Annotated in this window: 26 protein-coding genes; 21 read left to right on the plus strand and 5 right to left on the minus strand. The window is 56.2% G+C overall.

The window, feature by feature from the left end; all coding sequences use genetic code 11:
• Positions 1–5 precede the first annotated feature (5 nt).
• The 13 genes from ERD84_RS11170 to ERD84_RS11230 all read left to right on the plus strand — a co-directional run bounded on the left by ERD84_RS11170 (position 6) and on the right by ERD84_RS11230 (position 15,582).
• Entirely contained in the window at positions 6–743 is a 738-nt protein-coding gene (locus tag ERD84_RS11170) for a hypothetical protein (RefSeq protein ID WP_371743170.1), read from the plus strand.
• Between the two features lie 134 nt (positions 744–877).
• On the plus strand, positions 878–1,651 hold the full coding sequence (locus ERD84_RS11175) for a transporter substrate-binding domain-containing protein (protein WP_130039684.1): 774 nt from the start codon (positions 878–880) through the stop codon (positions 1,649–1,651).
• Positions 1,652–1,748: 97 nt separating this feature from the next.
• Entirely contained in the window at positions 1,749–2,801 is a 1,053-nt protein-coding gene (locus ERD84_RS11180) for a FecCD family ABC transporter permease (RefSeq protein ID WP_130039685.1), read from the plus strand.
• Between the two features lie 5 nt (positions 2,802–2,806).
• Complete coding sequence (locus ERD84_RS11185) at positions 2,807–3,592, plus strand: ABC transporter ATP-binding protein (protein ID WP_130039686.1); 786 nt, start codon at positions 2,807–2,809, stop codon at positions 3,590–3,592.
• Positions 3,593–3,596: 4 nt separating this feature from the next.
• On the plus strand, positions 3,597–4,727 hold the full coding sequence (locus ERD84_RS11190; protein ID WP_130039687.1) for an ABC transporter substrate-binding protein: 1,131 nt from the start codon (positions 3,597–3,599) through the stop codon (positions 4,725–4,727).
• 19 nt (positions 4,728–4,746) lie between these two features.
• Positions 4,747–5,556 carry an alpha/beta hydrolase gene (locus ERD84_RS11195; RefSeq protein WP_130039688.1) on the plus strand — a complete coding sequence of 270 codons (810 nt, stop codon included), beginning with the start codon at positions 4,747–4,749 and terminating at the stop codon, positions 5,554–5,556.
• 150 nt (positions 5,557–5,706) lie between these two features.
• Positions 5,707–7,353 carry a (2,3-dihydroxybenzoyl)adenylate synthase gene (locus ERD84_RS11200; protein ID WP_130039689.1) on the plus strand — a complete coding sequence of 549 codons (1,647 nt, stop codon included), beginning with the start codon at positions 5,707–5,709 and terminating at the stop codon, positions 7,351–7,353.
• Positions 7,350–7,589 carry a phosphopantetheine-binding protein gene (locus ERD84_RS11205; protein ID WP_130039690.1) on the plus strand — a complete coding sequence of 80 codons (240 nt, stop codon included), beginning with the start codon at positions 7,350–7,352 and terminating at the stop codon, positions 7,587–7,589. The genes ERD84_RS11200 and ERD84_RS11205 overlap by 4 nt, the downstream gene beginning before the upstream one ends.
• Positions 7,590–7,630: 41 nt before the next feature.
• The gene (locus tag ERD84_RS11210) at positions 7,631–11,617 is read left to right on the plus strand and encodes a non-ribosomal peptide synthetase (RefSeq protein ID WP_130039691.1); all 3,987 of its coding nucleotides are present in this window, start codon (positions 7,631–7,633) and stop codon (positions 11,615–11,617) included.
• 114 nt (positions 11,618–11,731) lie between these two features.
• On the plus strand, positions 11,732–13,135 hold the full coding sequence (locus ERD84_RS11215; protein ID WP_130039692.1) for a YncE family protein: 1,404 nt from the start codon (positions 11,732–11,734) through the stop codon (positions 13,133–13,135).
• A 61-nt stretch (positions 13,136–13,196) separates the two neighbouring features.
• Positions 13,197–13,835 (plus strand): isochorismatase family protein, encoded by a 639-nt coding sequence (locus ERD84_RS11220; protein ID WP_130039693.1) that lies wholly within the window; start codon positions 13,197–13,199, stop codon positions 13,833–13,835.
• Between the two features lie 18 nt (positions 13,836–13,853).
• The gene (gene dhbA, locus ERD84_RS11225; protein WP_130039694.1) at positions 13,854–14,639 is read left to right on the plus strand and encodes a 2,3-dihydro-2,3-dihydroxybenzoate dehydrogenase; all 786 of its coding nucleotides are present in this window, start codon (positions 13,854–13,856) and stop codon (positions 14,637–14,639) included.
• Positions 14,614–15,582, plus strand: coding sequence for an alpha/beta hydrolase (locus ERD84_RS11230; protein WP_245150672.1), 969 nt, complete (start codon positions 14,614–14,616; stop codon positions 15,580–15,582). Before dhbA ends, ERD84_RS11230 begins: the two co-directional genes overlap by 26 nt.
• A 41-nt stretch (positions 15,583–15,623) precedes the next feature.
• On the opposite strand, the gene ERD84_RS11235 is transcribed toward ERD84_RS11230, so the two are convergent.
• Complete coding sequence (locus tag ERD84_RS11235; RefSeq protein WP_245150673.1) at positions 15,624–16,367, minus strand: GntR family transcriptional regulator; 744 nt, start codon at positions 16,365–16,367, stop codon at positions 15,624–15,626.
• Positions 16,368–16,464: 97 nt separating this feature from the next.
• Between ERD84_RS11235 and ERD84_RS11240 the strand changes: the two genes are divergently transcribed.
• The 3 genes from ERD84_RS11240 to ERD84_RS11250 are packed head-to-tail and all read left to right on the plus strand — an operon-like array spanning position 16,465 to position 18,741.
• Entirely contained in the window at positions 16,465–16,863 is a 399-nt protein-coding gene (locus ERD84_RS11240) for a carboxymuconolactone decarboxylase family protein (protein ID WP_130039695.1), read from the plus strand.
• 14 nt (positions 16,864–16,877) lie between these two features.
• Positions 16,878–17,741 (plus strand): NAD(P)-dependent oxidoreductase, encoded by an 864-nt coding sequence (locus ERD84_RS11245; RefSeq protein WP_130039696.1) that lies wholly within the window; start codon positions 16,878–16,880, stop codon positions 17,739–17,741.
• A gap of 31 nt (positions 17,742–17,772) precedes the next feature.
• Positions 17,773–18,741, plus strand: a complete 969-nt coding sequence (locus ERD84_RS11250) for a tripartite tricarboxylate transporter substrate binding protein BugD (protein WP_130039697.1) — start codon at positions 17,773–17,775, stop codon at positions 18,739–18,741.
• Between the two features lie 73 nt (positions 18,742–18,814).
• Here ERD84_RS11250 and ERD84_RS11255 read toward each other — a convergent pair whose 3' ends face one another.
• Complete coding sequence (locus ERD84_RS11255) at positions 18,815–19,216, minus strand: DUF3597 domain-containing protein (RefSeq protein WP_130039698.1); 402 nt, start codon at positions 19,214–19,216, stop codon at positions 18,815–18,817.
• 146 nt (positions 19,217–19,362) lie between these two features.
• On the minus strand, positions 19,363–19,662 hold the full coding sequence (locus tag ERD84_RS11260) for an I78 family peptidase inhibitor (RefSeq protein ID WP_130039699.1): 300 nt from the start codon (positions 19,660–19,662) through the stop codon (positions 19,363–19,365).
• A 164-nt stretch (positions 19,663–19,826) separates the two neighbouring features.
• Here ERD84_RS11260 and ERD84_RS11265 point away from each other — a divergent pair, with 164 nt between their 5' ends.
• From ERD84_RS11265 to ERD84_RS11275, 3 genes are all read left to right on the plus strand, one after another.
• Positions 19,827–20,540 (plus strand): haloacid dehalogenase type II, encoded by a 714-nt coding sequence (locus tag ERD84_RS11265; protein ID WP_130039700.1) that lies wholly within the window; start codon positions 19,827–19,829, stop codon positions 20,538–20,540.
• 150 nt (positions 20,541–20,690) lie between these two features.
• Entirely contained in the window at positions 20,691–21,554 is an 864-nt protein-coding gene (locus ERD84_RS11270; RefSeq protein WP_130039701.1) for a class I SAM-dependent methyltransferase, read from the plus strand.
• An 89-nt stretch (positions 21,555–21,643) separates the two neighbouring features.
• On the plus strand, positions 21,644–22,219 hold the full coding sequence (locus ERD84_RS11275) for an NADPH-dependent FMN reductase (protein ID WP_130039702.1): 576 nt from the start codon (positions 21,644–21,646) through the stop codon (positions 22,217–22,219).
• 29 nt (positions 22,220–22,248) lie between these two features.
• Here the strand turns inward: ERD84_RS11275 and ERD84_RS11280 are convergent, their stop codons facing one another.
• Entirely contained in the window at positions 22,249–22,962 is a 714-nt protein-coding gene (locus ERD84_RS11280; protein WP_130039703.1) for a phosphoribosylaminoimidazolesuccinocarboxamide synthase, read from the minus strand.
• A 75-nt stretch (positions 22,963–23,037) separates the two neighbouring features.
• On the minus strand, positions 23,038–24,624 hold the full coding sequence (gene guaA / locus ERD84_RS11285) for a glutamine-hydrolyzing GMP synthase (RefSeq protein WP_130039704.1): 1,587 nt from the start codon (positions 24,622–24,624) through the stop codon (positions 23,038–23,040).
• 108 nt (positions 24,625–24,732) lie between these two features.
• Between guaA and ERD84_RS11290 the strand changes: the two genes are divergently transcribed.
• Together ERD84_RS11290 and ERD84_RS11295 are read left to right on the plus strand one after the other, a co-directional pair.
• A complete protein-coding gene (locus ERD84_RS11290) occupies positions 24,733–25,932 on the plus strand; it encodes a YbfB/YjiJ family MFS transporter (RefSeq protein WP_130039705.1) in 1,200 nt (399 codons plus the stop codon).
• A 17-nt stretch (positions 25,933–25,949) separates the two neighbouring features.
• The gene (locus ERD84_RS11295) at positions 25,950–26,705 is read left to right on the plus strand and encodes an alpha/beta fold hydrolase (RefSeq protein ID WP_209019826.1); all 756 of its coding nucleotides are present in this window, start codon (positions 25,950–25,952) and stop codon (positions 26,703–26,705) included.
• The last annotated feature ends 1 nt before the right edge of the window (position 26,706 follow it).

A 26,706-nucleotide genomic window follows, 5' to 3' on the forward strand; every position in this document is an offset into this window, starting at 1 on the left:
CATGCATGATGCGCAGGATTACCAAGTCGCTCGCGCTTATCGTTCTGACGGCCGGCTGCGCATTGCTGTCCGGCTGTGCGATACCGACTTCTGATACAGACTCTTCCGGGCAAGATACCGAAGAAATCTCCTTCGACCAGCTCGCACAAACCGATTTCAATCGTACTGTCACCATTGCCATGCGGGATAACCTGGACAGTCTTGAGCGCCTGCTCGAGAAGCTGTATCGTCGCAACCCCGCTGAATGGCGAAAAACCGGCAAACCCACCATAGAGGCCGCCATCGAGCGCGGGCGCAGCATGATCGAACTCGGCCTCGCCCCACCAGAACTGGCCGGACTGCGCGACATTGAAATCCTTGCCGTGGCGCTGGATCCCGCCTATCGGGGCGATCGTGTCGGCGCTTTCATAACCGGCATGGCCAGCATGATCATCAGTGCGCACGACGGTAAAACACGCTTCTACATTTCGGACATACTCACCGCTGAACATGTCTATAACGCCGCCCGCAACATCGAAGCTGCTGCCTGGCTGCTGGCAACCCGAAAAGGCCCTTCTGGCGCGCCACTGCTCAGGGCCAATGAAATGAGCGCAGCAGTCACCAACTTGAGCTTCGAACGCGAATTCGGCGCTTTGATAGGCCGACTTGATCTGGTAGCCAATCTACTGGACGAAAACCTGCGGCGCGTCGGCATCAACTACGTACAAGGGCTGTTTTTTTTCAACTTTCTGCCAGTTCGCTAAATTTTATGCAGCCTCTGCACAAACCGGCACATAGGCCTATGACCTAGGATTCGGTATAGTTCCACAGCAAGCCGCACTGGATTGCATCGTGCTCTCTTACCCCTGTCTTCATACTCATACTAAAAGGAAGAACCATGAAACCTCTTTTTCGTCTTGTTGCTGGCGTAGCCATGGCCATGACATTGGGCACCGCAGCACAGGCCGGGCCACGCCTGGACCGCATCATGGACAGCCAGACCATCAGGGTCGGTACGCCTGGCGACTATCGGCCTTTCGCCATCAAGACAGACAAAGGCTATGAAGGTCACGACATCGACGTCATTGAAGCCATGGCCAAGGTATTGGGGGTCAAGGTCGACTATGTACAAACATCATGGCCCAATCTTCTGAAAGACCTACAGGCCGACAAATTCGATGTGGCGGTTGGAGGCATCACCCGCAACGTCGCCCGCATCAAGGTGGTCGATATGCTCCCCGGCTATGCCCCCTTTGGCAAGGTAGCCCTGGTTCGCAAAGACCAGGCATCCAAATACAAATCGGTTGACGACCTGAATCAGGCGTCCGTCCGCGTAATCAAGAACCCCGGTGGTACCAACGAAGCCTTTGTGCTCGAAAACCTGAAAAAAGCCAAAGTCAGTACACATGAAAAAAACGCTGAAATTCCGGCCCTGATTGCCGAAGGTAAAGGCGACGTAATGATTACCGAGACGTATGAAGCCCTGCACTACAGTAAAGCCGATCCGCGTCTGGCAGCCGTGTTCGTCGAAAACCCTCTCACGCCCGAAAACCAGCTGGGTTTCATGCTGCCTGTAGACGATGCCGACTATGTGCGTCTCATGAATTTTGCGTGGGATCTTCTCGATGACCGAGAGGTGCTCGAAGACGCAGAAGACCGCTGGCTCGATTAAAGCCCGCCAGGCAATCTCGTTGAGCAGTATCAGCACGCCCTAATGCCCGAATACTCTATACTTTCGTTTTTTGTAAATTATTCTCATTTGGCATTTAATGCTTTCTGCTCAAACAACGGGCCTGGCCGAAACGCAATATCGGCAGCTGCTCAAGATGCGCTGGCTGCTGATCGCCGCATTGGTATGCATTATTGTTTTTTCGATGCTGGCCGATTTCACGCTGGGGCCTTCGGCTCTTACCTGGTCTGATTTATTTCAGACCTTGCTACAACCTTCTGCAGCGGAACCCACTGTTCGCGTTATTGTCTGGCAATTCCGGCTGCCTTACGCCATGATGGCTGTTGTGGTGGGCATGGCCCTGGGCCTGGCCGGCGCCGAAATGCAGACCATACTGAACAACCCCCTGGCCAGCCCGTTCACCCTGGGCATTTCTTCTGCCGCGGCATTCGGTGCCTCGTTGGCTATCGTCCTTAACTTATCGATTCCAGGCTTGCCGCACGCCTGGATGATTTCAGGCAACGCTTTTGTATTTGCGCTGGTGTCCGCCCTGCTGCTTGATGCGGCTGCCCGCTGGGGCGCCATGAGTAGTTCTGGCCTGGTGCTGTTTGGCATCGCGCTGGTGTTTTCATTCAATGCGCTGGTCTCACTCATGCAATTCGTGGCGAGTGCAGAAGACTTGCAAAGCCTGGTGTTCTGGACCATGGGCAGTCTGTCGCGGGCTACCTGGCCCAAGGTGGGTGTCATGGCACTGGCCGTGGCCCTGATATGGCCGTTGGCCATGCGCGACGCATGGAAATTGACCGCCCTGCGCCTGGGCGAAGATCGCGCCTTCAGTTTCGGCATCAACGTCCAGCGCTTGAGGCTGACATCATTGCTGCGCATCAGCCTGCTTGCCGCATTGGCCGTCTCGTTTGTCGGTACCATCAGCTTTATTGGCCTGATTGCACCGCACATTGCTCGCCGCCTGTTTGGCGAAGATCATCGCTTCTACCTGCCCGGTAGCGCTCTGATCGGTGCCATGGTTTTGTCGCTGGCTTCGATTGCCTCCAAGAATATTGCCAGCGGCAGTATTGTTCCCGTGGGCATCGTCACTTCGCTGGTCGGTGTTCCCTTCTTCCTGTCGGTGGTGTTACGCCGCCAAAGCAATTGATGGCCATGCTGGAAGTCAACCAGTTGCAAGTTGCCTATCGCAAGCAGGCAATCATTCCCGATCTTACGCTCCAGCCGCTGCAGCAAGGCCAGCTTGTGTCCCTGCTGGGTCCCAATGGCAGCGGAAAATCTACTCTGCTCAAGGCGTTGGCGGGCCTGCTGCCGCTCAAGCATGGATCCGTTCGTCTGAATGGCCAGAATCTGAACAAGATCTCTTTCGAGCAGCGAGCCCAGCACGTGGTCTATCTGCCGCAATCCCTGCCGGCGTCAGTACACCTGCGCGTGCTCGAATCCGTACTGGTTGCAGCCCGGGCGTCGGCTCTTTCAGCCGATGCGGGCCAAGTACATCTTGACCAAGTCATGATGCTGCTCCAGCGCCTGGGCATAGAGCACCTGTCCATGCATTACCTGGATCAGCTATCAGGTGGACAGAAGCAACTTGTCGGTCTGGCCCAGGCGCTGATTCGTCGACCACGCCTGCTGCTGCTCGACGAGCCCTTGTCAGCACTGGACTTGAACTATCAATTTCATGTCATGGATTTATTGCGACAGGAAACACACGAACACGGCCTGATTACGCTGATTGTGCTGCACGACCTGAATGTGGCATTACGCCATAGTGACTATGCCGTGATGATCAAAGGAGGAACACTGTTGGGCGAAGGTACGCCGGCTACGGTGATTACCCCTGCCGCATTGGCTGACGGCTACGGTGTCGAAACCCGCATAGAACCCTGCTCCCGGGGTATGTTGCAAGTTCTGATTGATGGGCTTCAAGCCCCGGTAAGGTAAAACAATGGTATTACGTTTCGCACGCGCATGCGTTTTGATCTGCCTGATGCTGAGCAGCGCAATGGCTGGCGCCCAGCCCATCACGGTGACCGACGCAGCGGGCCGCAACGTGACGCTGCAGCAACCGGCCAAACGCATTATCCTGACGCAGGCCCGCCATTTGCAGGTTCTGGCCTTGCTGCATCCCGATCCCGTCAGTATTCTGGCCGGATGGTCGGACGAATTCCGCAGCTCATTCTCCAACGAATATCAAAGCTATCTGGAACGCTTTCCTGCCATCGCAAACATACCCATCGTAGGCCGCCATACCGCCGATACTTTCTCGGTTGAAAAGGCACTTGCATTGCAACCAGACCTGCTCCTGCTCACAGCCAGTTTCGCGGGCATAGGCAAAGGCCAGGATCCGAACGATTCGCTGATCATCCGGCAGTTCGAGGCGGCCGGCATACCGGTTCTGATCATCGATTTTTTTGTACAACCGATGGAAAACACGGTGCCCAGCCTGCGCGCACTGGGTAAAGCCCTCGGTCAGGAAGTACGCAGCGAAGCCTTCATCAAGCTGTACGAATCGCATATGGCGGCCGTGGCCGAACGCCTGGCCGACCTGCCTCCCGATGAAAGACCAGCCGTATTCGTCCATGCGCATGCCGGCAGCACCGACTGCTGCAACTCGCCCGGCACAGGTACATTCAGCGAAATGGTTGAATATGCGGGCGGCCACAATATTGGCAGCGACGTGCTCAAGACCGTCACCGGCAGGCTCAGCTTTGAATATATCAACTCCCGCAATCCCGACGTCTACGTGGCAACCGGCACCGGCTCTGGAAAACGCACACGCACTGGTCTGACTATAGGTGCAGGCGCTACTGAAGAAGAAGCACGACTAAGCCTCGAGCGCGTCATAGACAACAACCGCCTGGGCGCCCTGCCCGCCATACGTCACGGCAATGCCCACGGCATATGGCATGCCTTCAACGATTCGCCCCTGCATGTCATCTTCATCGAGGCGCTTGCGGGTTGGATACATCCGGAACGCTTTGCCGGCATCTCTGCCCAGAAAACACTGGATGAAATCAACCAGCGCTTTTTGACCGTACCCTTACAGGGTACTTATATGGTGAATCTGAACAAGTAAGGATCGGAGCCAGTCACTGATGCCGGCGTTTTCCACCACAGAACACCTATTGACCAATAATGCTGGCCGCGAGTACTGCTTGCGTGTCTGGCGGCCGGCCGGCATTCGGCCCAATGCACGTCTGGGTACACTGCTATTTCTGGATGGGCATTGGCTGAACGATACCCTGGATGAAGCATTGAGTTCGGTAGCGCTGGACACAGTACAAATAGCCAGTCTGGGCTATCGTGTTGCGGAACGCAGCATCCTGGCGCCCTGGCGGGCCTACGACTATACTCCTGCTGGCCCGCGTGGGCTGGATAGCGATCCCAGGAAAGCCGAGTGGCCCTGCGGAGGCGCGAATCACCTGCTTGATTTTCTGCGTCAGCAAGTATTGCCCAGGCTGAATACACCGGACGGCGCTGATGACCCCGTGACGCTTTTCGGTCATTCGTATGCGGGCCTGTTCAGCCTTTACGGATGGCTGGTAGCGCCTGCTTTATTCAAGCGCATTTATGCCGCCAGCCCATCCTTATGGTGGTATTGGCCGCATATGCTGGCTCTGCTGCAAGCCCGACACCCCGGCTCACTGCTAGACATAGGCAATAGCACGCCTGTGCATCTTTATATAGGCAGCGACGAGCGCTGGCGCCCTCTACCCGCCATTCCCGGTGCAGCACGCGAACCGGGGGTATCGACCATACCATTTGCCCAACGCTTCCATTCGGCGCTGTTGGCATCCGGCCACCCGGACAACAGCCTTCAGATTCTGGCCGGCCTGGCACATGGCCCCATGCTGCATAGTGCTGCGCAAAATGCACTAAAACACTTCATCAGTGTACAGAAATAGCCCTTGCATGTATTCACGCATCTTGCCTTGCACGAAATCGGCCACGCGGCAGACGTACTTGAGCCTCTGAACGCGATCATGCTCTGTTTCAGCCTACATTCAGCCCACAAAATGCTAAGATAGCGCACTGGCTAAATAACACTCATTCTCATGACCAATCTCACTATCCCTCAGCATGGATGGCCCGACGAATACGTACAACGCTATCGTCAGGCCGGGCATTGGCAGGGTGAAACTTTTGGTGCCCTATTGCGTAGCCGGGCCGAGCAGCACCCCGATCGCATCGCGGTCGTTGGCGGGTCGAAAAACCTGACTTATGCGCAACTGGATGAGCATGCGTCGGCCATTGCCGCGGGCCTGCTGGCACAAGGCTTCCAGGCGGGTGACCGCATTGTTGTGCACCTGCCCAATATTCCAGAATTCATTACCGTTGTTTTTGGGTTGTTCAGGGCCGGTATCATTCCTCTTTACGCCTTGCCCGCACATCGCATCACCGAAATCGAGCATTTCGCCAAATCGGGCGGTGCCACAGGCTATCTGTGCGCGGCAGAACACGGTGGTTTCAACTATCTTGGCCTGGCCACCACCTTGCAAGAGCGCTGCCCTGATGTCGAGCATGTGATCGTCATTGGCGATGCCACAGATCGCTATACCAGTCTGCAGGACATTGAAGCGGCTGGCGCCAATACAGACGTTCTCGCCACCGCATCTTCTGCCCAAGACATTGCATTTCTACAAATTTCAGGTGGCAGTACAGGGCTGTCCAAGCTCATTCCCCGCACTCACGACGACTATATTTACACGCTGCGCGAAAGCGCACGCATCTGCGAACTGGACGGCGATAGCGTCTTGCTGTGCGCCCTGCCCATGGCCCATAACTTTCCCATGAGCTCTCCGGGCTTTCTAGGCACCTTGTACGCGGGCGGACGTGTGGTGCTTAGCCTATCGCCCAGCCCCGAAGCCTGCTTCGAGCTGATTAAACGAGAAAAAGTAACGCAGTGCAGTCTGGTGCCCCCCTTGCTTATGTTATGGCTCGACGCCGCCGAACGCAGCAAGCCCAACTTATCCAGCCTGCGTGTCATACAAGTCGGTGGCGCCAAGCTCATCCCCGAAGTGGCCCAGCGGGTCAGGCCAACACTGGGCGTGACGCTGCAACAGGTTTTCGGCATGGCGGAGGGCCTGGTCAACTACACACGACTGGGCGATGACGCTGAAACCATTATCGAAACCCAGGGCCGGCCTATCAGCCCGGACGACGAGCTGCTTATCGTCGACGACGACGGACAAGCCGTCGCCGACGGTCAAGCCGGGCATCTGCTGACACGCGGCCCATACACCATACGCGGTTACTACAACAATCCAGCCGCCAATCAACGCTCCTTTACTGAAGACGGCTACTACCGTACCGGTGACATCGTCAAACTGACTCCCGACGGCTATCTGGTCGTACAGGGCCGCGCGGGCGATCATATCAACCGCGCAGGCGAAAAAATTTCTGCCGAAGAAATCGAAAACCACCTGCTTGCGAACCCCGCCGTTTTCGACGCAGCCGTGGTATCTGTACCCGACACCTATCTCGGAGAGCGCAGCTGCGCCTTCATTATTCCCCGGAATGAAAAACCGCGCGCCGTCGAACTGAAAAAATGGATGCGCGAACGCGGCATAGCCGATTTCAAAGTGCCTGATCAAATCATTTTTGTAGACACTTTCAGCGAAACCGCTGTCGGCAAAATCAGCCGCAAGACCCTGCGCGCGCAGTTGCGCGCCCAACTCGACACCACACAACAAAACTCATGAATACTCCCCTGACGCTTGAATCCATGCGAGCCGACATTGCCCGCGTCCTGCATGAAGATCCTTCCGAGATTGGCAATGATGACAACCTCATGGATCTGGGCCTGGACTCCATGCGCACCATGACACTTGCATCACAATGGCGCGACGTTGGTGTAAACATTGATTTTTCTGAAATGGCGCTGAATGCAACGCTGGGACACTGGTGGTCGCTGGCCGAGTCAGCCCAGCAAGGCTGACTCAGTTAACGTGGTAGACGTCGTATCCGTATTCCCGTTTCATGAAAGTTAACGATCTTATTATCCTGTCTTCTGACGACCCTCACTTCATGCAGGATCGGGGACACGCCACACCGCTGACTGAAGCACAGGAAGGGCTTTGGTACGCCCAGCGTCTGGATCCTCAAAACCCCATCTTCAATACCGGGCACTGCACCGAAATCAAAGGCTCGCTGGAGCTTCCGGAGTTCATGCAGGCTGTGGGTCAAACTCTGCGTGAAGCCAATGCCTTGTCCTTGAGATTCATGGATCATGAATCGGGTCCTTTGCAATATTTCGATGCCGCATCCACGCCATCCCTGGAGGTGGTGGACCTGAGCGCCGAGCCTGCCTCAACGAAAATGGCCAGGGCGCAAATGCTGCGCGACCTGCACACGCCCATAGATCCGCTTGTCGATGCCCTGGCACGCCACGTCCTGTTTATAGCTGGCGATCATCATTATTTTTGGTATCAACGAATACATCATCTGGCCGCCGACGGCTACGGAATGTCGCTCATTGAAAAGCGCGTCATTCAGCTATACCAGGCATTGATCGAACAGGGCAATCAAGGCACGCCGCTCACTCCCTTTGAAGCTGTCGTCAAGGAAGACCTGGCTTACCGGGCCGGAACCCGACGCGTGGAAGATTCCGGCTTCTGGCAAGACAGTCTGCAACAGCTGGACGAAGTCGCCAGCCTGGGCGCCGGCACCGCCCTGACCGCGCACAGCATACTGCAAGCCCGCTGCATACTTGACAACGAGCTGGTGGCCCGCTTGCAGCGTCGGCAAGACGAAGCCCAATGTAGCTGGCCCGATCTGCTGACCGCTCTGGTTGCCGCCTATGTGCAGCGACATACTGGCCAGGACACTACCGTCATAGGGGTCCCCTGGATGGGGCGTATGGGCAATGCCAGCGCACGTAGCGTAGCAACCATCATGAATGTGGCTCCGCTAAAGCTGAATATTGACCAGTGCGAGCCTCTGGACACATTTTTCAGAAATGTCGCCAAACAATTGCGCCTGGCCCGCAAGCATGGCCGATATCGCAGCGAACAGCTGCGCCGCGACCTGAACCTGCTGGGCGGGCAACGCCGTCTGCACGGGCCTTTGGTAAATATCTTGCCCTTTGACGCGCCCTATGGGCAATCCCGTCTGCAGGCCCGGCAAGAGGTGTTATGCGCCGGCCCGGTTGAAGACCTCAATTTCAATTTCAGGGCGCACGCCGATGGCTCGGAACTGCGTCTCGAGCTTGAAGCCAATCCCAAGCTATATCAGCAGACAGACCTGGACATCCACCTGGAACGGCTGGTCGGGTTCATAGACAGGGCTTTGCGGGCCGAATCACTGTTGGCGGTAGAAACACTGGGGCCGGCTGAAGCGCGGCATTGGCTATATGCGGTGAACCAGACGGAACACGACGCGCCTGACACCACGCTCAGCGCCCTGACCACTGCAAGCTGCGCGGCCCACCCTGAACGCGAGGCCTTACGCTTTGACCATCACTCCATCACCTATCGCGAATTCGAGACACTGGTCCGGCGCGCTGCGACGGGTTTACGACAGGCTGGTGTGAAGGCGGGCGACATCGTAGCCGTCGCCCTGCCACGCAGTGACTTCATGGTCATGAGTCTGCATGCCATCATGAAGGCGGGCGCAGCCTATCTGCCGCTCGACATCGAACAACCCGACGAGCGCATTGCACGCATACTGAATTCCGCGCAGCCCGCGGCCGTCATTGGCGATAACAGTACATGGTCCAGGCTCGCCGCCTCCTCCAATGCCCTGAATGTAGAAGCCTTGTTCGCGACAGCAGATACCATTCCCGCCTGGCCGGAGCCGGCACCGCAAGACCCCGCGTACGTGCTCTACACGTCGGGTTCTACCGGCGAGCCCAAGGGGGTGGTCGTTAGCCATCGTGCCATCGTCAACCGCCTGCTGTGGATGAAAAATCATTATGCGCTGGGGCCTGGGCACTGCTTCCTGCAAAAAACGCCTTATACCTTCGATGTGTCGGTATGGGAGCTCTTCCTGCCCATGCTCTGCGGCGCCCCGCTGGTCATCGCCCTACCCGGCTTGCACCGCGATCCTCACGCCCTGGCCCAGTTCATCAGGAAGGCGCGCATCAACGTCGCCCACTTTGTGCCGTCCATGCTGGCCGCTTTTTTAAATGAGCCCGGCAGCGCGGGGCTGGAGCTGGAGCATGTGTACTGCAGCGGCGAGGCGCTGAGCGCCGGCCTGCGCGACCGCTTCCATACGCGCATCAAATCCGAATTACATAATCTGTACGGCCCCACCGAAGCAGCGGTTGATGTCAGTTATTGGCGCGCACATCGCGACGATACGTCCGATCCGCTGCCCATTGGGCTGCCGGTATGGAATACGCAGCTTTATGTCCTGGATCGCTACCTGCGGCCTGTCCCGCCTGGGGTGGCGGGTACGCTTTACCTGGGCGGGCGCCAGCTCGCCGACGGCTATCTTGGCCGGCCCGACCTGACAGCCGAGCGTTTTGTCCCTGATCCATTTTGCACACAGCCCGGCGCTCGCATGTACGACACCGGCGATCTGGCCCGCTGGCGCAACGATGGCGCGGTGGTGTACTTGGGTCGCCTGGATCATCAAATCAAGATACGCGGCCAGCGCATTGAGCTGGGGGAAGTCGAAACCGTGCTCAGCCGTTACCCGGCCTGCCGCGAACTGGTGGTCATGGCGCGTGAAGACCAACCCGGGCAAACCCGTCTGGTCGCCTATATGGCAGCGCGGGCAGGCCACACCATGGATCCGGACAGCGTGCTGACATACGCTCGCGAACATCTGCCCGATGCCATGGTGCCTTCCGCCATCATTGAGCTTGACGTCCTGCCCGTGAATGCCAACGGAAAGCTGGATCGCAAAGCCCTGCCCGCCCCTGCCTTTACAGCTGGAACTGGCCGCATGGCGCAGACCGCCACAGAGCAAACACTTGCCCGATTGTTTAAGAAGGTACTCGAACTGAATGCCGAGCCGGCAGCCGATGACGACTTCTTTTCGCTCGGCGGACACTCCTTGCTGGCAGCCCGGCTGGCCAACCTGCTGCGTAAACAGTTCTCGGAAGCATTGACGCTGGGCGCCATCTTCGAACATCCCACCGTATCCCGCCTGGCCGCTTATCTGGACCGCTCGGACACCATGGAGCGCCCCGCCCTGGGCGATGGATTTGGTCGGCATTTCATCTTACAGCCTGATACTGGCCAGGGTCGGCCTGCTCTGTTCTGCATACATCCAGCAGGTGGCCTGAGCTGGTGCTACGGCTTGCTGGCCCGGCAGCTGTCTACCACGCGTGCCGTCCATGGCGTGCAATCGCCCTGGCTCGGTTACGACAGTACCAACATCAATTCCCTCCACGAGCTGGCAAACCGCTATGCCGATCAAATCGAAACCATGCAAAGCGAAGGACCTTATCACTTGCTGGGCTGGTCGGTGGGCGGGATTATTGCGCACGAAGTTGCCTGCGTACTGGCCGAGCGCCATCGACCGGTCGGCGTAGTCTGCATGCTTGACGCTTATCCCAGCGAAGTGTGGCGTGCACGCCCCGAGCCGGCCCATGACGCCGCCTACAAGGCCATCATGCATATTGCCGGCTACGACCCCGATGCGCTGGGCGCAGGCAAACTCAATCGCAAGGGAGTGATTGAATTCCTGCGCGGCAGCGGGCATGCCCTGGGTGAGCTTACCGACGTTCAGCTCGACGGCATTATTTCTTCGGTCGAGCATAGCAATGCTCTGGTGCGTCAGCACGAACATCGTTTTTACAATGGCCCGCTGCTCTACTATCGCGCCGCCCTGGATCATCAGGACGAAGACCTGCATCCGGATATGTGGCGGCCCTGGGCGGCCAACATAACAGTGCACGACACAGCCTCGCTGCACGCCCACTTGACCGGCGAACAGGCAACCACACAGTTGTTGCCCACACTCGATCTGGCACTGGTGAGAGCCGACTCACTGACGGCCAGAGGAGACTACGGCTGATGCATGCCGTTACGTCCAAGCGCGTCTGTACACCAAGCCGCCAGCCGGCTCTCCCATAAACCGTATGTCCCAAACCCTTTTAAGCTGACCAACCTGCTTCGACAAGGAATATAAATGCAAACCTCTCTTATTGGCATTCGTTTCAACAGACCCGCCGTGTTGAAACAGACAGCGGCCGTACTTGTCATGGCGCTGTGCGCCGGCAGCGCGTATGCGTCCAACACCGTATTCGATCAACCCGACCCCGACTTCAAGGGCAGGGTCTTCAGCCCCGGCGTCGTCACGCCGGGCGGCAATGCAGTGATTAACGGCTCCGGATTCAAGGCAGGCCAGGAAATACAACTGCTGCGCAGCGGTCAAAACGTAGCCAAAGATCAAGTACTGACGGCTGGCCAGGACGGCAAGTTCAGTACCAGCATTGCCATCCCCGCCGATGCGGCCATCGGCCGCCATCCTATCGTTGTACAAGTTGCCAAGCCTTCCGCAGCCGAAGTCTTCGAGCTTAAGGTGTCGCCTGATATTAAATTCAGCGGCGCGGACAAGTTCACCATCGTTTCGGAACGCCTGCGACCCGGTATGTATCAAAGCGCCTACAGTGCAGCCAGCAACATGCTGTATGTCACCTCCTCTGCAGGCCGTCCCCCCGCTACTGAATCAGTGCTGATGAAGGTCGACCCAGACACACTGAAAATTGAAGCCAGCGCTACAGCTGCTACCAGCATGGTCAATGGCAAGAATCGGGTCATGGCCATCTTTGGAGTGGCGGTCGATGATGCAGCGGGCACAGTATGGGTCACCAATACCCGCGACAATACCGTCGCCGTGTACAAGCAATCCGACTTGTCCCTGGTCAAGCAGTTTGAACCCGGTGCCGCCCCACACGCCCGTGATGTCGCTATCGATAGTGCGCATCATCGTGCCTATGTGTCGGCTTTCGGTGCCGGTGAAATCGCAGTATTCGATACCCAGAAACTCGAACCGCTGGACGCTATCGCCATCAAGTCAGGCATTCGCGGGGAAGAGTTCAAGCCTATGGGCCTGTCTCTTGATGCCAGGAACAGCAAACTGTACACCGTCAGCCTGCCCAGTAACCAGGCCGCAATGATCGACCTTGCCAAGCAGCAAGTGGAACAGGTCTATGCCTTGCCGGGTGCCGAAGGCTCGATTGGCGTTGCGGTCGCACCCGAGGCCAATGTTTTGTTCGTAGCCTCGCAAGGCAGCGACAATATACAAATCCTTGATCTTGAAAAAGGTGAAGTCCTGCATTCCGTAAGCGTTGGCGCCAGTCCCTTGAGTGTGGTGTGGGATGCAAAAGACAAGCTGGCCTATGTGATCAGCCGTGGCGCGGGCTCCATCGCCGTCATCAACCTGGACGGCAAGCTGCTGGCCAACCTCAAAGCCGGTAGCTTGCCCAATCATTTGAGCACCGACGGTAAAGGTCACATATTCTCCATCAACAAGGCTCGCGGCAAAGACGATGAAACACGCGACCAAGTCACCAAAATCACTCTGAAATAAGACGTTATGACTAGCCATGATTCCATGGCTAGTCAACCATGTATTGGAAAGGAATCAAGCCGTGAGCATACCCGCCATCGCCGCGTACCCCATGCCCAGCACAGAGCCCAGGAACCATGTCAACTGGCAGGCACAGGCAAACCGGGCGGTGCTGCTTATTCATGATATGCAGCGTTATTTTCTGCAAAAATATGACGTTAATGCGGAACCTATTCCCACACTGGTCAAACACATAAGCGCATTGCGCGCGCAATGCCATGCATTGGGAATACCCGTGATCTATACGGCTCAGCCTTCGGTACAACCACCCCAGGACAGAGCCTTATTAAGTGATTTCTGGGGGCCGGGGCTGAGCGACCCCAGCAATGCAGCACAGCAAGCCATCATCGACGAGCTGGCTCCTGCGCCGCAAGATGTCGTACTGACCAAATGGCGTTATAGCGCCTTTTACCGCTCCGACCTGAAAAAGATGATGCAGAATCAGGGCCGCGACCAGCTGATTATTTGCGGTATTTACTCTCATATAGGTTGCATGACGACTGCTCTGGATGCCTTCATGAACGACATCCAGCCATTTTTCGTCAGCGATGCCACCGCCGACTTTTCCGCCCGCGAACACATCATGGCCATTCAGTATGTATCGCAGCTTTGCGGTGTGGCAACCAGCAGCAGCCAATTGCTGCGCTGGCTTTCCGCCTGAGCTTACAAAAAATCCATTATGAACATCAACAATATGAATGAGTTCTCCGGGCAATGCGTAGTGATCAGCGGTGCCGGCCGGGGTATAGGTCGGGCCATCACACAAAAGCTGCTGGACCAGGGTGCCAGGGTCATCGCTCTGGATCTGGATATTGCCCCGCTGCAGGCGTTGCAAACCCACCATGTGCAACAACTGTATGCTGCGCAGGTGGATGTCTCGGACTTCGACGCGGTCGCCCAAGCGGTCAGCAAGGGAAGCAACGAATTCGGCCCGGCAGACAAGCTGGTGTGCGCCGCAGGCATACTGCAAATGGGTACCATCAGTGAATTGACGCCGGAACAATGGACCCGTACCTTTTCATGCAATACCAATGGGGTATTCAATCTATGCAATATTGTGTCCAAACAAATGCAGGCTCGCGGCCGAGGCGCCATCGTCAACATCAGCTCTAATGCCGCAAGCACGCCGCGCCTGGCCATGGGGGCCTATGCCGCCTCTAAGGCCGCTGTGACACAACTCAGCCGCTGCCTGGGACTGGAACTTGCACAGTCGGGCATACGCGTCAATATAGTTTCGCCCGGTTCTACTGATACGCCGATGCAACAGGCGATGTGGAAAACCGGCAGCTCCGCCCAGACCGTCATCAATGGCTCGGCAGAGCACTATCGCCTGGGCATACCGCTACAGAAAATTGCCACACCCGACGAAATCGCTGATGCCGTGCTGTTCCTGTTGTCCGACCGGGCTAGCCACATCACCATGCATGATTTGCGGGTCGATGGCGGCGCCACGCTGGACCAATAACTTCATCATGCGCATCAAGTTCTTATTGCTAGGTCTGTGCTGCCTGATAGGTACCGCTCATGCACAGGTTCAGGAAACCGCCCCAGCCGGCCCACACGTCAGGCTGGAAACGGTGGCCGATCACCCTTCTGCCCTGTACCAATTCGAACAGCACCATATGGTGTCGGAAGATGGACAAAGAAACTACCGCATCGACATAGCGATTCCGCATAAGCGCGAACCCAATGCCGGTTATCCGGTGCTTTACATGCTGGATGGCAATTCGGCCATGGCCATGCTGACCGAGCAAGATCTGACCATACTGTCCGGTGAGAATCCACCAGTACTCGTCGCCATAGGCTACGATACGCCCGGACGCCTTGATGTCAATGCCCGTTCATATGACTACACACCACCCATCTTTGAAAACGGCAAGCAAGTTCAAGCGCCCACCGTACGCGGGCGCGTCGGAGGCGGCGCCGACATCTTCCTGCAATTCATCGCCACTCATATCAAGCCACTTGTACGTGCGCGCGCCAATATCGATTCTAGACGCGAATATCTGTGGGGCCATTCCTATGGCGGCCTTTTCGCATTACACACGCTTTTCACGCAACCCAATGCATTTGCCCGATACATCGTAGGGGACCCGTCCGCCTGGTGGTACAACGGCGCACTAATGGACGAATGGCGCAGCTTTGACACAGAACGTGCGGTCGGCAAGCGTGTCGCCATTCTGATCGGTACCAAGCCACGCGCATCTGCCAAAACAAAACGCAAACCGTCGCGCTCCAGTCAAAAAAACGAGCTGTCGGCCTACGTGCGGGATGCAGGCAGAGAGATTGCTGAAGGTCTACGCCAGGCTGGCATTGATGCCAGCTATCAGATCTTTCCTGAATACGGACACGGAGAAATGAGTCGCGTATCGCTGGAGCGCGCACTGCAAATAGCCACAGCCCCCTGAGCTCAGGCATGAAACCGGAATCCGCAACGGCAATCTGCTGGCTATAAGGTCAGCAAAAGATTGCGCGCGGAATTCTCGACATGCTGCTCACACAGTTTCTCGACCGCATCGGGATTGCCCGCGTCGATGGCTTGCACGATCGCCTCAAGTTCGTCTATGGTTTGGCCAAGGCGGCCGGCCTGCGCCATCGAAATACGACGCAATATGCTCACACGATTATTCAGTTGGCGCAGCATGGCACTGGCAAACTCGTTGCCCGCCCCCTTCAGCAAAATGGCATAGAACTCATTCTTCATGCGCAGCAAATCGGGATGGCTGGGCTCATCAAGATACTGAGCCAGATCTTTGACCTTGCTTTTTAGCTCTTGCTTCTCTTGTGGACTGGCATTCGTACAAAAGCTGGCGCCAACCAGTCCTTCCAGTTTCTTCCTGACCGCATAAAGCTGCACCACCTCATCTTTCGAGATAACAGCTACTTCAGGCCCTTTATGCGGAATGATTTTGATCAGACCTTCGCTTTGCAAATGCTGCAAAGCTTCGCGCACACAGGACCGGCTTACGTCCAGCTGCTCGCATAGTTCCCGCTCGACGAGTTTCTGGCCAGGCGCGAACACACCGCTCAGAATGGCCTCGCGCATTGAGTCTGCGGCGCGCTCTTTAAGCAATGTCTGGTTTCGCGATACAGGCATGACAGCCGCCATGAATTTCTCCGATTCTTGTATGTAGTGCTGATCATTGTCTGACAATAAACGATACGAAGCAATGCCGGAAAACGATATGTTCATTTTTCTTTAGGGTTAATACTCAATATGATTGTCTGACATTAATATTTTATAATACGAAGCACAAACTTCTTAACCCTATTCTCACAGGAGCCCGACCATGACACGCGAATACGCCCCCAAAAACCCCGAACTCTTCGCCAAAGGCCTGGAAACCCGTCGAGCTGTTCTTGGCACCGAGTACGTCGATGCCTCCATCAAGAACGCCACCGACTTCAATATCGATATGCAGGAGTTGGTTACCCAATACTGCTGGGGCGATGTCTGGAACCGTCCGGGCCTTGATCGCAAAACGCGCTCCTTTCTGAACCTGGCCATGATCACCGCCCTGAATCGCCCGCATGAACTGAAGTTGCACGTTCGCGGTGCCATCAATAATGGTCTGACCAAAGAAGAAATCAAGGAAGTATTCCTGCAGGCCGGCATCTACTGCGGCGTACCTGCCGCCATCGACTCATTCCGCGTAGCCAGTGAAGTATTCAAAGAAATGAATATCTGAAAAGGCAGCCCACCATGAGCAAAATCGCCTTTATCGGACTGGGCATGATGGGAGCCCCCATGGCTCATCTATTGCACCAGGCCGGACACAGTCTTGTCGTTCAAGATGCCAAATCTGATGCTCTTGATCAATTCCTGAGCCAGCATGATGGTGCCGTCCCAGCTACGACACCCGAGCAGATTGCCGATAATGAATTCATTATTACCATACTGCCCAACTCCGCCATTGTGGAGGCCGTCCTCAGCCCCTTAATGCCACATCTTCGCGCAGGCACGACAGTTATTGAAATGAGTTCTGGCGACCCCGTGCGTACGCGCGAGTTGGCTGCCAGGGTTGAAGCCACCGGCGCGAAGCTGATCGACGCCCCGGTGTCTGGCGGAGTCAAGAAAGCCATCGACGGCAGCCTGGCCATCATGGTGGGCGGCCAAGAAGCTGATGTAAATACCTGTCTGCCTGTATTGCAGGCTATGGGTAAAAACATCACACAGGTCGGGCCTGTCGCCGCCGGCCATGCCTTGAAAGCACTGAACAACTATGTTTCGGCCGCTGCTCTCATTGCCACAGCAGAAGCCATCCATGTTGGAAAAGCCTTTGGTCTGGACCCTACGGTCATTGTCGACGTCATCCAGGCATCTACCGGACGCAACAACACCACCGAAAATAAAGCCAAGCAGTACATGCTGAACGGGGCTTTCAACTCTGGGTTTTCGCTGGCCTTACAAGCCAAGGATGTGGGCATCGCCGCAACGCTGGCCGAAGCACTGAAGATAGACCTGGCGCTGGGCAAGCACGTCGCTGCCTTGACCCAGGAAGCATCGGATGCCCTTGGGCCACAGGCTGACCACACCGAGATGTACCGCTACGTTCAACCCGACTAAACCCACACAAACAGGAAGTGCAGGAGACAAAATGAACAAATTAATCAAAATCACTGCCGGTGCCGTATTTGCACTGGCTTCCAGTATCGCCATGGCCTTTCCCGACAAGCCCGTTGTTATGGTGGTTCCCTACTCTGCCGGCGGCTCTACTGATGTGCTTGCCCGCCTGTTGGCCGAAGCCATGAGCCGCGACCTTGGCAAGCAAGTCGTAGTGGAAAATGCGGGCGGCGCCGGCGGCACCATAGGCTCCAGCAAAGTGGTACGGTCGCCGAATGACGGCCACACCATTTTGTTTCACAACATGGGTCTTGCCACCTCGATGGCACTCTACAAGGATTTGAGCTTTGATCCACGCCAAGACCTGGAGCCTGTGGCATTGGCCGGCGATGTGCCTATGATCCTGGTGCGCAACAAAGACTTCAAGCCATCAACCGTAGCAGAGCTGATTGACTACGCCAAGAAGAATCCAGGCAAGACCAACTTTTCGAATGCCGGTGTAGGCGCAACATCTTATCTGTGCGCACTATTATTTACGCAAACTACCAAAATGGATGTCACCCTGGTGCCGTATCGTGGCACAGGCCCTGCCTTGCAAGATCTTATTGCCGGAAACGTCGATCTGATATGCGACCAGCCGGTTTCCACCGGGCCGTACATCAAATCGGGTGCGCTCAAGCCTTACGCTTTGGCAACGGCGGAACGCCTGAGCATCATGCCCGACGTCCCGACCTTTAAAGAACAGGGTGTGGACAACTTTGAGCTGGCGGTCTGGCACGGCATCTATGCTCCCAAGGGTACGCCCCCCGAGGCCATCGACCGTCTGAACAAAAGCATAAGAACCGCGCTGTCGGAACCTGCTCTCATCAAGCGCTTCGAAGGTATGGGTGTGATGATTCCCAAAGACGATCGCTTGAAACCAGAAGCGCTAGGCCAACACCTGAACGCCGAAGTTGATCGCTGGACCGAAGTGCTGAAAAAAGCAGGTGTCACAGCGGGTTAAAAAAGCTTAGTCTTCAATCAAAAAACCCAGCCTGGTGGCTGGGTTTTTTACATCATGATGCTGCGGGTTCTGCTCAGTTCAGCAGATCTTGGGGGATATTCCCGCCATTCTGTGCAATACGGGCCAAAACCGCCTTATGCAGCCACATATTCATCTGGGCAGAATCGCCCATCAAATCTGCCGGGCAACCCAATTCGGTAGCCAACTCCTTGCGTGCAGTCAGACTGCTGTCCAAGTCCAGCAACTTGAGCAAATCGACGATCGAAGTGCGCCAGTTCAGTTTTTGTGGGTTGGAAGCGGCCTTTTGCTCTAGCTGTGCCACCACATCGGTTACAGCTATCGACGCAGGAGCTGCCGTGGGCGCTGCCGCAGTGCCAGCGGCATCAGCCTGGGCAGGTGCAGTTGCTTCAGGTGCTTCAGCAGCCTCGGCACTGCCAATACCGAGTTTCTCTAAAATCTTATTAAAAAATCCCATCGTATTTCTCCGTAGAGTGTGGCCTAAGAGCTTGGAGTATACGGCCGGCTGATGACGTTTTTCGGACGGCAAACAAAGTCTTTACCATTGTTGACGACTTGCAATATTCTGGGTGGGCATATTTACCGCCCCGCACTCGATAGAAATTAACCGCAATAAGCTCTTACGACCGTATCGTAATCGTTCAGTTGCAAATTCAAGCGGTCTACACGATAGTCGCGAGTAATGGCCTGCCCCGGCTTGATGACCCGAAGCGTGGAGGCACCACTGCTACGTAAAGCCTCTTGCTCCTGCTCCGGCGAAATATGCTTTCCAACGACATGTGAGGCTTGGTCAGCGTTGCAAGCACCCGGTTTTGTGTCTTGTGCCGGTTCGCCCAGATCAACGGACGAGCATGCGGACAGGGCCAACGTCGTTGCAAATATCGATACAGTACGGATAAGCATGAAACCTCCTTGATGTCGGTCGCCTGACGAGACGACTGCAATTTGATTTTGCCACAATGATTGGCAATCAGCCCAATCTTCAATCGGCACGAGAGGCGAAACCCACCACTGCGGCGCAGCGGGTATGATCCATTTATTATCCAGCCCACTTGCGGAGCAAGAAGATGAAAGCGTTTTGTTTCGATGTATTTGGTACTGTCGTAGATTGGCGCACTGGAGTGGCCCGGGAAGCGTCGGAATTCTTTTCCCGGCATCAGCTTGCAGGAATTGATCCTTACGATTTCGCAGACGCTTGGCGCAATTTGTATCAACCAGCAATGGAGGCATGCCGCAGCGGCAAGCGACCCTTCACCCGCCTGGATATTCTGCATCGCGAGAACCTTGAAATCGTATTGCGAAAATATGATGTGAACCCAGACAAACTGGATGACGATGCCCTGGCACAACTCAATTCAGCCTGGCACCGGCTGGACCCCTGGCCCGATGTCGTGACAGGGCTCACACAACTGAAGCGTAATCACATCATTGCACCCGCCTCGAACGGCAATATTGCATTGATGGTGAACATGGCCAAGCGTGCAGGTATACCCTGGGATGCCATCTTGGGCGCCGAAGTAACGCAAGCCTACAAGCCCTCGCCTCCCGCATACACTCGCATGGTCGAAATTCTCGGCTTTGAGCCCCAAGAGGTATGCATGGTGGCGGCGCACAACAACGACCTGCATGCGGCGCGTCAATGCGGCCTGGCCACTGCCTTCGTGGCTCGGAAATCCGAGCATGGCGTACACCAGACCACCGATCTCGAGCCCAGCGAAGACTGGGATTTCGTCGTGCGCGATTTCAATGAGCTTGCTGATCGGGTTTTATCATCAAATTAATCGCGCTCGACGTTGCAACGTCAGCCAATGATAAGCCCGGACCAGCATCAAAGCGCAACGTTCCTGTCACACGATTGAATCCGTTTTCGTTAAACTGACGCTTTCTCCGCCCTATGCGCTCCGCCACACGTGGGGCAAGCTGCCATTCCTATGTCCAATACCCATGAAATTCGCGACGGCCAGTCGATCGAACTGCTAAAGGCCCTGCACATCCTGACCCGCGACGGCAAAATGAACCAGGACAGCCGCCGCAAGTTGAAGCAGGTCTACCACTTGTTCCAGTTCATCGAACCGTTACTGAAAGACGTCAAGGAAGAACGCGGCACCGTCACCCTTGTAGACCATGGCGCGGGCAAGTCGTACCTGGGATTCATCCTGTACGACCTGTTCTTCAAAGACTTGAAGGACGCCTCACACATCTACGGAATCGAGACACGGGAAGCGCTGGTCAACACTTCCGAGGCACTGGCTGCACGGTTGGGATTTAGCGGCATGTCATTCCTGAATTTGTCCGTGGCGGATTCAATCACCTCTGACAAACTGCCCGCTACCGTCGATGTCGTCACCGCCCTGCACGCATGCAATACCGCTACCGACGACGCCATCCGCTTTGCTCTGAAGAAACAAGCCAGGCATATTGTGGTGGTCCCTTGCTGTCAGGCGGAAGTCGCCTCGGTACTGCGCAAGAATAAGGGCAAGGCGCTGACTGACCCCCTTGCAGAAATCTGGCGGCATCCGCTGCATACCCGGGAGTTCGGCAGCCAACTTACGAATGTGCTGCGTTGCTTGCAACTGGAAGCACATGGATATCAGGTCACTGTAACGGAACTGGTCGGGTGGGAGCACTCAATGAAGAACGAACTGATCATTGCCCAGTTCAAGGACCTGCCCCGAAGAAAACCTGCACAACGATTGACAGAAATGCTGGAGCGAATTGGCTTGCAGGAATTGAAGGATAGGTTTTTTGTACCAACACCTGCGACGGCCGCCACCGAGAGTGTTTCGGTGGCTTGACCCTCAAAATAGTTGCTAAGATAAGCAGGCCTCCAACACAATGGAAATGACCAAACCGGTTTTCACACTCAAACCCTTGGAAAATATATATGTCCCTTAAGCTTCAAGTTGTCATTTGCAGTACTCGTCCGGGCCGGGTCGGGCCTTCAGTGGCCAAGTGGTTTACCGAATTTGCAGCCAAACACGAAGGGTTCGACACGACTTTGGTCGACCTGGCCGATTTCAATCTGCCTGTCTACAATGAGCCTCAGCACCCCCGGTTGCAAAAATACCAACATGAGCATACGAAACAATGGAGCGCCAGTGTTTCCGACGCCGATGCGTATGTGTTCGTCACGCCGGAATATAACTACTGCCCTCCTCCGTCATTCGTGAATGCACTGAATTACGTCTATAGCGAATGGAACTACAAGCCTTGCGGTTTCGTCAGCTACGGCGGCATTTCTGGCGGCATGCGTGCGGTCCAGGTCGAAAAACAGCTGGTCACTACCTTGAAGATGATGCCCATGGTCGAGGGTGTTGCCATACCGATGGTTGCAACGCTGCTGGACGAAGCCAAGGTTTTCACCTCGAACGCACTCATCGACGATTCTGCTGAAACCATGCTGGCCGAACTTCACAAATGGGCGGTGGCGCTCAAACCCATGAGAGACTCAAAGCCGTAGTGTTGGACAGCTCCGCTTCCGATCAACGATCAGTAGTGGACCAGCTTTTCGTACAGCGTCCCGTGATCCAGCACCCTGCCCTCGCCGTTCATGACTCGCATCGCATCCGCCGAGACCTCATCGATGACCACGACCTCTTCGTCAACGAAGCCGATTTCGATCTTCATGTCGATCAGACTGAGCCCCTTGCCACTCAAGTCTGACTCAACGATGCGACACACCCGGCGAGTGAGGTCTTTGGCCTGCTCGAGGTGCTGCCGGGTAAGGAGGCCGAGGGCAACAATCGTGTCGTCGTTGATGAGAGGATCACCACGCTCGTCGTCCTTGATGGTGATCTCGACGAGGTAGTCGAGCGTACTCGTGGTGTCGCCAATGTAGTTCTGGTAACGGCGCTGGAAACTGCCCCAGGGGCGGGTGCGGCAGATGAACTCGAGGCCACCCTTGCCGCTGATATCCTTGCCCAGGGGCTCAGCGCGACGGACTTCCATGCTGGCCTGCTCGAGGTCAAGACGCACCAAGTGGGTAGGGATGCCGGCGGCGTGGAGACACTTGAAAAAATGGTCGGTCATGGCGAGAGACTTTCGGCCCTTACCTTCGACCTGACCGATTACGGTATTCGCACCCGGGTCGATGACGCCATCCTCGCCGGTGACGTCATCCTTGAAGACGAGGAGAAGGTTGTCATTCGGCAGGGTGTACAGATCCTTGGTCTTGCCGGAATAGATCTTTTCGCTGGTGTTCATCGGCTTACTCGCTGGTGGTTCCAATATCCCATTCGGGGGTAAAGACAAGGCATCAGAGCGCCCCACTGCTGCAACTCATTCCCACTCTATCGTCGCAGGCGGCTTGCTCGACACGTCGTACGTAACCCGATTGATACCGCGCACTTCGTTGATAATGCGTGAGGACACTTTCTTGAGCAAGGCATAAGGCAATTCGGCCCAATCAGCGGTCATGAAGTCGGACGTTTGCACCGCACGCAGTGCCACAACATAGTCATAGGTGCGTCCGTCGCCCATGACTCCCACCGATTTGACGGGCAGGAAGACGGCAAAGGCCTGCGAGGTCAGGTCATACCAGCTTTTGCCACTGGTATGGTCTATGGTTTTGTGTAGTTCTTCAATAAAGATGGCGTCGGCACGACGCAAGAGATCGGCATATTCTTTCTTTACTTCGCCCAGAATACGCACGCCCAGGCCTGGGCCCGGAAATGGGTGCCTGTACACCATGGCTGGCGGCAACCCCAGTGCAACACCAAGCTTGCGGACTTCGTCTTTGAATAACTCCCGGAGTGGCTCGAGGAGCTTCAAGTTCATGTCGTCGGGCAAGCCACCAACATTGTGATGCGACTTGATGGCCACGGCCTTACCGGTTTTAGATGCTGCTGATTCGATGACATCAGGGTAGATAGTGCCTTGGGCCAGCCACCGGGCACTGCGCAATTTGCCGGATTCGGTCTGGAAAACCTCGACGAATTCCCTGCCTATGATTTTGCGCTTGGCTTCAGGGTCGGACACACCAGCCAGCTTGCCCATGAAAGCATCGGTCGCATCCACATGTATGACCTTGATGCCGAAATGATCGGCAAAAGTCGACATGACTTGCTCGGCTTCGTTCAGGCGTAGCAAGCCATGATCGACAAATACGCAGGTGAGCTGGTCACCAATGGCTTTATGAATGAGTGCCGCCGCTACAGAGGAATCAACACCACCCGACAGGCCCAGTATGACTTCGTCGTTGCCGACTTGTGCACGTATATCTGCAACCGCCTCTTCAATGTAGTCGGGCATATTCCAGTCGCGATCGCATCCGCAGATTTCGGTAACGAAACGAGCCAATATGGCTTCGCCCTGGGTGGTATGCGTGACCTCAGGATGGAATTGCAGTGCGTAAAAGCCTCGGTCTTCGTCAGCCATGCCGGCAATCGGGCACGAAGGCGTGGATGCCATCAGTTTGAACCCGGGAGGCAAGGCAGTCACTTTGTCGCCATGGCTCATCCAGACTTTCAGCATGCCATGGCCTTCGGCGGTGATGAAGTCTTGCAAGCCATCGAGCAGGCGGGTGTGGCCGTGAGCACGTACTTCGGCATAACCGAACTCACGGTGGTCGGACCACTCTGCTTTGCCGCCCAGTTGCGCAGCCATGGACTGCATGCCATAGCAAATGCCCAGGACCGGTACGCCGGCCTGGAACACCTGGGCCGGGACTTTGAGCGATTCTTCTGCATAAGCGGAAGCGTGGCTACCCGACAGGATGATGCCTTTCAAACCCTGCTGACTCTGGATAAACGCATCGTCGACATCGCCCGGATGTATTTCGCAATATACGCCGGCTTCACGCACGCGCCTTGCAATAAGTTGAGTAACTTGTGAACCGTAGTCGAGAATTAAGATACGCTGATGCATGGCTTGTGGAAGAAAAAGAAATCAAGACGTTAATGTAACGTATTGGCGCCGTTTTCGCTGGTGTAACAGCAGTAATATGGCTACAGTCTCAGGCCAAAGGGGAGCCCGATGCAGTACAAGCAGTCTGCCGCTTCATTATCATTTTCCGGTCTTGTTGCCCTGGCTATAGCCATGGGCATAGGCCGTTTCGCCTTCACGCCTTTGTTGCCCATGATGCAAAACGATGCAGGGCTGGCGCTGACGCAAGGCGGGTGGCTGGCCAGCGCCAATTACCTGGGTTATTTGGTCGGGGCTTTAGCGGCGGGCATGCTCACTTATGCACCTGCAACCCTGTTGCGGGGCGGCTTGCTGCTAGTGGTGGTCACTACGGCCTTGATGGGCCTGACCGATACGTGGCCAAGCTGGCTGGTCTGGCGGTTTATGGCAGGAGTGGCAAGCGCTTGTGTACTGGTCGGTGCGGCATCTTTATGCTTGTCCCGATTGGCCGTGTTAGGTGAATCGCAACGTGCCGGCCAGGTGTTCGCCGGGGTGGGCAGCGGCGTCATCCTGGCCGGCCTTTTGTGCATGGCGCTGGACCTGGCTTCGGTCCGTTCAGCACATGCCTGGCTGGTGCTGGCGGTACTGAGCCTCCTGGGCATGATCGCAGCCCGGCCGTTATGGCTGGCGCCAACGACAACGCCAGCGCCTACATCTGACAATCATCACGAAGGTATATCTGGCGCGGCCTACTGGAAACTGGTGTTGTGCTATGGGCTATTCGGCTTCGGCTATATCTTGCCAGCCACTTTCTTGCCCGCTCAGGCTCGTATGCTGATAGCCGATCCCGCCGTTTTCGGGCTGGCCTGGCCATTGTTCGGGGTTGCTGCAGCCGTGTCCACGCTGCTGGCCAGCCGTTTGTTTGCGGCCTGGGAGCGTCGCAAACTCTGGGCGGCATGCCAGATCATCATGGCGGCCGGCGTACTGCTACCGGTCATCTGGTCAGGCATGGGCGCCATCATCCTCGCAGCCATCTGCGTCGGCGGCACATTCATGGTCATTACCATGTTAGGCATGCAAGAAGCCCAGGCCGTCGGCGGCCGCCACGCAAAGAAACTGATAGCCTCGATTACCGCAGCCTTCGCCGCCGGCCAGCTTATCGGCCCCATGTTCTTCAGCCTGAGCCATGCATGGTTCAATGCCGATCTGAATTTTGCCCTGGTCCTGGCCACGGTAGGTCTGGTGCTAAGCAGCATCTGGCTGCTAATGCCCGATCATAATGTCCGCTCCACACAGGAATCAGATACATCAACCTCGAAAATATCCACATGACTCAAAGGAAGAAAGCAGTGACAATCTCGCCGAACAGCAAACTTACCTTCGTACTGGTTCATGGTGCCTGGCACGGAGGCTGGTGCTGGTCCCGTGTGGCTGGTCCTCTGCGCGACGCCGGGCATACCGTCTACACCCCCACCCTCACGGGCCTGGGTGAACGCAGCCACTTGCTGAGCGACAGCACTACCCTGCAAACCTTTGTCGATGACATCGTCAATGTATTGGTCTGGGAAGACCTGCGCAATGTCGTGCTGGTTGGCCACAGCTTCGCGGGGCTGGTCATTAGCGGCGTAGCCGACGCAATCCCCGAAAGATTGGCACGGCTGATTTATTTTGACGCCTTCATCCTGGATAGCGGTATCAGCACTTTCGATACCCTGCCCGCCCCGGTTGTGGAAAAACTGGAAGCCGCGGCCTCGCAGGCAGGTACTGCAACACCTGCATTGCCGGCACCCAAACCCAAGAGCCTGGGCCTGACGTCTCCTGAAGACATTGAGTTTGTAGCATCGCGCCTGACGCCCCACCCCTTGGCGGCTTACAAAACGGCTTTGCAGCTACGGCAGCCGCAGGGCAATGGCTTGCCCTGTACCTATCTGCATTGCAATCAGCCTGTTTTTCAGGCCGTTGCAGCAAGCAGCGATTGGGCAAAGAGCCAGGCTGACTGGCACTGGACCACACTGGCCAGTTGCCATGCAGCCATGGTGTCCGATCCTGATTTGGTTTGCGAAGCGCTGCTGCGCTTGGGCAGCCCTGAGTCAGAGCTGCCCTGAA

It is taken from the genome of Pollutimonas harenae (assembly GCF_004153685.1).
GTDB lineage: Bacteria > Pseudomonadota > Gammaproteobacteria > Burkholderiales > Burkholderiaceae_B > Pusillimonas_C > Pusillimonas_C harenae.

Coding starts and splice junctions, on each gene's coding strand:
- ERD84_RS11185 (WP_130039686.1), top strand. CDS start 2,807: ATGCTGGAAGTCAACCAGTTGCAAGTTGCCTATCGCAAGCAGGCAATC.
- ERD84_RS11180 (WP_130039685.1), top strand. CDS start 1,749: ATGCTTTCTGCTCAAACAACGGGCCTGGCCGAAACGCAATATCGGCAG.
- ERD84_RS11265 (WP_130039700.1), top strand. CDS start 19,827: ATGAAAGCGTTTTGTTTCGATGTATTTGGTACTGTCGTAGATTGGCGC.
- ERD84_RS11205 (WP_130039690.1), top strand. CDS start 7,350: ATGAATACTCCCCTGACGCTTGAATCCATGCGAGCCGACATTGCCCGC.
- guaA (WP_130039704.1), bottom strand. CDS start 24,624: ATGCATCAGCGTATCTTAATTCTCGACTACGGTTCACAAGTTACTCAA.
- ERD84_RS11280 (WP_130039703.1), bottom strand. CDS start 22,962: ATGAACACCAGCGAAAAGATCTATTCCGGCAAGACCAAGGATCTGTAC.
- ERD84_RS11245 (WP_130039696.1), top strand. CDS start 16,878: ATGAGCAAAATCGCCTTTATCGGACTGGGCATGATGGGAGCCCCCATG.
- ERD84_RS11215 (WP_130039692.1), top strand. CDS start 11,732: ATGCAAACCTCTCTTATTGGCATTCGTTTCAACAGACCCGCCGTGTTG.
- ERD84_RS11255 (WP_130039698.1), bottom strand. CDS start 19,216: ATGGGATTTTTTAATAAGATTTTAGAGAAACTCGGTATTGGCAGTGCC.
- ERD84_RS11175 (WP_130039684.1), top strand. CDS start 878: ATGAAACCTCTTTTTCGTCTTGTTGCTGGCGTAGCCATGGCCATGACA.
- ERD84_RS11195 (WP_130039688.1), top strand. CDS start 4,747: ATGCCGGCGTTTTCCACCACAGAACACCTATTGACCAATAATGCTGGC.
- ERD84_RS11260 (WP_130039699.1), bottom strand. CDS start 19,662: ATGCTTATCCGTACTGTATCGATATTTGCAACGACGTTGGCCCTGTCC.
- ERD84_RS11210 (WP_130039691.1), top strand. CDS start 7,631: ATGAAAGTTAACGATCTTATTATCCTGTCTTCTGACGACCCTCACTTC.
- ERD84_RS11240 (WP_130039695.1), top strand. CDS start 16,465: ATGACACGCGAATACGCCCCCAAAAACCCCGAACTCTTCGCCAAAGGC.
- ERD84_RS11190 (WP_130039687.1), top strand. CDS start 3,597: ATGGTATTACGTTTCGCACGCGCATGCGTTTTGATCTGCCTGATGCTG.
- ERD84_RS11170 (WP_371743170.1), top strand. CDS start 6: ATGATGCGCAGGATTACCAAGTCGCTCGCGCTTATCGTTCTGACGGCC.
- ERD84_RS11270 (WP_130039701.1), top strand. CDS start 20,691: ATGTCCAATACCCATGAAATTCGCGACGGCCAGTCGATCGAACTGCTA.
- ERD84_RS11290 (WP_130039705.1), top strand. CDS start 24,733: ATGCAGTACAAGCAGTCTGCCGCTTCATTATCATTTTCCGGTCTTGTT.
- ERD84_RS11250 (WP_130039697.1), top strand. CDS start 17,773: ATGAACAAATTAATCAAAATCACTGCCGGTGCCGTATTTGCACTGGCT.
- ERD84_RS11230 (WP_245150672.1), top strand. CDS start 14,614: ATGGCGGCGCCACGCTGGACCAATAACTTCATCATGCGCATCAAGTTC.
- ERD84_RS11235 (WP_245150673.1), bottom strand. CDS start 16,367: ATGAACATATCGTTTTCCGGCATTGCTTCGTATCGTTTATTGTCAGAC.
- dhbA (WP_130039694.1), top strand. CDS start 13,854: ATGAACATCAACAATATGAATGAGTTCTCCGGGCAATGCGTAGTGATC.
- ERD84_RS11275 (WP_130039702.1), top strand. CDS start 21,644: ATGTCCCTTAAGCTTCAAGTTGTCATTTGCAGTACTCGTCCGGGCCGG.
- ERD84_RS11200 (WP_130039689.1), top strand. CDS start 5,707: ATGACCAATCTCACTATCCCTCAGCATGGATGGCCCGACGAATACGTA.